The sequence below is a fragment of the Brevundimonas sp. UBA5866 genome, from assembly GCF_002432125.1.
Taxonomy (GTDB): Bacteria; Pseudomonadota; Alphaproteobacteria; order Caulobacterales; family Caulobacteraceae; genus Brevundimonas.
In genome coordinates, this window is sequence record NZ_DJFS01000032.1 from 392 (window position 1) to 4,472 (window position 4,081).

Genomic DNA, 4,081 nt, shown 5'->3' on the forward strand with positions numbered 1-4,081 from the left:
GATCGCTCATTTCCTGACGGGCGCGCGCCAGTACGGTCACGGCATCCGCGACCGGCTTAAGCTCGGCATGCTCCTTGGAGAGGCGCACGATCTCGGCCCCGTCCGTGGCGGCACCCATACGGGCCTCCACCTCGTGGAAACGGTCAAGAACCTGATCGAGACGGGCCTGTGGCAGTCGCAAGGAAACACTCCGCGGTTGGGTCGCGCCCAAATACGATGGCAACAGACGAAAAGTCCATGCTGCAGGCGATCACGGGCACGATGGACGAATTGTGATGAGCCGTCACAAGCGCGTCAGTGATGTTGCAGCCGCCCCGCCATTCCTTAACTGTAATCACGTCTGTGGCAGCCTTCTCCTCCCCCCCTAACAAGGCTGGCGCAGACCTGCTGACAGGGGATGGCGGATATGACGAAAGAGAATTCACAGGCGAGCGTTTGGCCCGACGAAGACATCGGTCGGCTGATCGCGCTGTATGACGACAAGCTGGAACGGGCGGACAAAGGGAATCTTTCGCCGGAAGCGGATGCGGAACTCAGGGCGCTGGCGCGGATATTCGATCTGAACGCAGACGGCCCCGCCGAAACCCTCTGGCCGCGCCTGCGCGGTCTGCTGATCAAACAAGCCCCGGCCCAAAGCCTTCAGGAGCCTGACATGAACCAGGAACCCAAAAACGTTCTGGTCGTCGAAGACGACGTCGATGCCGCCGCCGCCCTGACCGAAGCACTGGACGAGGCGGGACATCGCGTGATCGGTCCGTTCCACAGCGCAGAGGCCGCCGAAGCCGCGACAGCCCTGCACCAGATCGACCTTGCCCTGCTGGACATCAACCTGTCCGGCGCGGCGACGGGCATCGATCTGGCGAAGAACCTCAAGGCCCGCTGGGGTGTTCCGGTGATCTTTGTTTCCGGCGATGTGTCACAGGCTGCGCGTCACGCCGACATCGCCGCCGCCATGATCATCAAACCCTACTCGGCCAATGATGTTTTAGGCGCTATCAGCCGGATCGAAACAGCCAGCTAGGACTTTAGTTCGGGACCTGCGACCCTCGGCGGAGACGGACTATTGGAAACCTTTATGCTGTTCCTGCTGGTGGGCATTCTGGCCCAGGCGGTCGATGGGGCGCTGGGCATGGCCTATGGCGTGATTTCATCCTCTGTCCTGCTGGCCCTGGGTGTGCCGCCCGCGACGGCGTCGGCCAGTGTCCATGCCGCTGAGGTTTTTACCACCGCCGCCTCGGCCACCAGCCATGTGGCGCACAAGAACATCGACTGGCGGCTGTTCCTGCCCCTGATGATTGCCGGTGTGATCGGCGGCATTCTGGGGGCCTATGTGCTGGCCGGTGTGGACGGGGACATGATCAAGCCGTTCGTGGTTCTGTATCTGGCCCTGATCGGCATCTGGATTCTGTGGCGCGCGGGACATGACGTGAAGCCGCGCCGCCTGCCGCGCTGGGTCACGGCCCCGTTTGGTCTGGTCGGTGGCTTTCTGGATGCCATCGGCGGGGGCGGCTGGGGACCGACGGTGACCTCTTCGATGATCGGCTCGGGTCAGGAACCGCGCAAGGCCATCGGCACGGTCAACACCGCAGAGTTTTTCCTGACGGTGGCCGTCTCGGCCACCTTTGTCTGGGCCTTGGTCACGGGCCACTGGGAAGAAGCAGGCGCTCTGGAAAACCATGCCTATGCGGTTGGCGGACTGGTTGCCGGCGGTCTGATCGCCGCGCCGTTTGCGGGCCTGATCGTCAAGAAGGTGCCACGCAAGGTGCTGAGCTATGCCGTCGGTCTGTTGCTGATCGGCCTGGCTATTTTCCAGGGCGTGAACCTGTTCCTGAAATAAAAAAGGGAGCCGGACCGGCTCCCTTTCTTCTTATTTCGGGAAGGTGGCGACGAAGCTGTCGCGGGCCTCGATAGCCTGTTGGAAGGCCACCAGATTGGGGCGGCCCGTCTTCCAGTCATAGTCCGGATGGCGGAAGCCGATCCACGTCAGGGCAATCCCTGCGGTGATGGTGCCGATGTCGATGCGTTCTGCCGACAGGCCTTCGGCTTCGAGCGCATCCAGGGTGCGGCCCATATTGGTGGTCCAGCGCTCGATCCACGAGGCCGAGCGTTCATTCTCGGGGCGGCGCTTTTCCAGCACCAGTTTGACGCCCATTTCCAGCGCCTGATTGCCCAGCGTCTCCAGACGTTTCACACGCAGCCACTCGGCGGAACCGGACGGCGGCAGAAGGTCGGCACCGCCACCGAGGCGGTCGAGATATTCGCAGATGACCGGACTGTCGTTCAGGGGCTGTCCATCTTCGGCGATCAGGGTCGGGACCTGCACCACCGGATTGGTCGACAGCAGCTCCGGCGCATTGCCATAGGGGTCCACCACCACCTCTTCGATCCGCTCGGACAGTCCCTTTTCGCGGGCGACAATGCGGACCTTGCGGGCGAATGGCGAAGGGGTGGTGATGTAGAGTTTCATCTCTTGAACCTATTTCGGTGCAACGCAGCGGTTGTCACGGAATAGCGCCCATTCCTCGCATTGGCGACCGTCATTGAACACGCATACGCCATATTGGCCGCCATCGGCCTGGGTGCGGATATCCAGACGGCCGCCGGAACGGGTACAGTGGACCGAGGCCGGGTTGGGCATGCCAACGCGCGGCGTCATTTCTTCCTGAGGCTGGGGCGCACAGGCCCCCAACAGGATGACGGGCAGCGCCGTCAGGGACAGTGTGCGCAACAGGCTCATTGGAAGAGCTCCTTGAAAGCTTAGGGCTGGATTGCCTCCGCAGCCTTACGGGCTGCATCCAGTTCAGCGGCTTTCTCTTCAACCAGTTCCACGATGTGGTCGATCATGCCGTCGTTGGCCTGTTTGTGGGCGATCTTGCCGTTCAGATAGACCATGCCGGACCCTGCGCCCCCGCCGGTAAAACCGACGTCGGTGTAGAGGGCCTCGCCCGGGCCATTCACGACACAGCCGATGATCGACAGGCTCATCGGCGTGGCGATGTGGGCCAGCTTTTCCTCGAGGATGGCGACCGTCTCGATGACGTTGAAGCCCTGACGGGCGCAGCTCGGGCAGGCGATGATGTTCACGCCGCGGTGGCGAAGGCCCAGCGACTTGAGGATATCGAAGCCGACCTTGATCTCTTCCACCGGATCGGCGGCCAGAGACACGCGGATGGTGTCACCGATACCGGACCACAGCATGGAGCCAAGACCGATCGAGGACTTGATGGTGCCGGTGCGAAGCGGACCGGCCTCGGTCACGCCGAGGTGCAGCGGACAGTCGATAGCCTCGGCCAGCTGTTGATACGCGGCGACTGTCAGGAAGGGGTCGGACGCCTTCACCGAGATTTTGAACTCGTGGAAGTCGTTGTCCTGAAGGATGCGGGCATGGTTCAGCGCGCTTTCCACCATGGCATCGGGGCAGGGCTCGCCGTATTTTTCCAGCAGCTCGCGTTCCAGTGATCCGGCGTTCACGCCGATCCGCATGGAGCAGCCGTTGTCGCGCGCGGCCTTGATGACTTCCTTCACGCGCTCGCTCGAGCCGATATTGCCCGGATTGATGCGAAGGCAGGCGGCGCCCGCCTCGGCGGCCTCGATGCCGCGCTTGTAGTGGAAATGGATGTCGGCCACGAGCGGCACCTTGGCCGCCTTGGCGATGGTCTTGAACGCCTCGGTGGATTCCACGTCCGGACAGGACACGCGCACGATATCGGCNNCCCGCCTCTTCCAGCTGCCGGATCTGGTTGATCGTGGCATTGGCATCCGAGGTCGGGGTGTTGGTCATCGACTGGACGCTGATCGGGGCGTCACCACCGACAAGCACATTGCCGACGCGGATCTGGCGGCTCTTGCGGCGCTCGATATGGCGCCACGGGCGGACGTGGGTATGGTCTGACATGTCTGCCGATACATAGGACGAGGCGAGCCCCAAGACTACGCCCTCAAGGATAAAGTTTATGCGTCGACTTTTGGGTTAGCGCGAAGCCGGTGCCGGTGGAGTGGTGGCCGTTGGCGGGGTGGCCGGCGAAGTGGTGGCGCCATTGAGCTGGGCCACGCGGGCGGCGGCCTGTGCGGCCAGGGCCGT

At 63.1% G+C, this 4,081-nt stretch carries 4 protein-coding genes and 2 pseudogenes; 2 read left to right on the forward strand and 4 right to left on the reverse strand.

The features are described 5' to 3' along the window. A pseudogene (locus B3H86_RS03830) lies at nucleotides 1-181 on the reverse strand (peptide chain release factor 1); the annotation flags it as partial. Between the two features lie 225 nt (nucleotides 182-406). Between B3H86_RS03830 and B3H86_RS03835 the strand changes: the two are divergent. Both B3H86_RS03835 and B3H86_RS03840 read left to right on the forward strand, forming a co-directional pair. Then, nucleotides 407-1,021 (forward strand): response regulator, encoded by a 615-nt coding sequence (locus B3H86_RS03835; protein WP_292051282.1) that lies wholly within the window; start codon nucleotides 407-409, stop codon nucleotides 1,019-1,021. Nucleotides 1,022-1,075: 54 nt separating this feature from the next. Beyond that, nucleotides 1,076-1,837 carry a sulfite exporter TauE/SafE family protein gene (locus B3H86_RS03840; protein ID WP_292051284.1) on the forward strand — a complete coding sequence of 254 codons (762 nt, stop codon included), beginning with the start codon at nucleotides 1,076-1,078 and terminating at the stop codon, nucleotides 1,835-1,837. Nucleotides 1,838-1,867: 30 nt separating this feature from the next. Here the strand turns inward: B3H86_RS03840 and B3H86_RS03845 are convergent, their stop codons facing one another. The 3 genes and pseudogenes from B3H86_RS03845 to ispG all read right to left on the reverse strand — a co-directional run bounded on the left by B3H86_RS03845 (nucleotide 1,868) and on the right by ispG (nucleotide 3,895). Then, a complete protein-coding gene (locus B3H86_RS03845) occupies nucleotides 1,868-2,467 on the reverse strand; it encodes a glutathione S-transferase family protein (protein WP_292051285.1) in 600 nt (199 codons plus the stop codon). 9 nt (nucleotides 2,468-2,476) lie between these two features. Continuing rightward, complete coding sequence (locus tag B3H86_RS03850) at nucleotides 2,477-2,737, reverse strand: DUF333 domain-containing protein (RefSeq protein ID WP_292051287.1); 261 nt, start codon at nucleotides 2,735-2,737, stop codon at nucleotides 2,477-2,479. 20 nt (nucleotides 2,738-2,757) lie between these two features. Beyond that, nucleotides 2,758-3,895, reverse strand: a pseudogene (ispG, locus tag B3H86_RS03855) (flavodoxin-dependent (E)-4-hydroxy-3-methylbut-2-enyl-diphosphate synthase). Nucleotides 3,896-4,081: the final 186 nt, after the last annotated feature.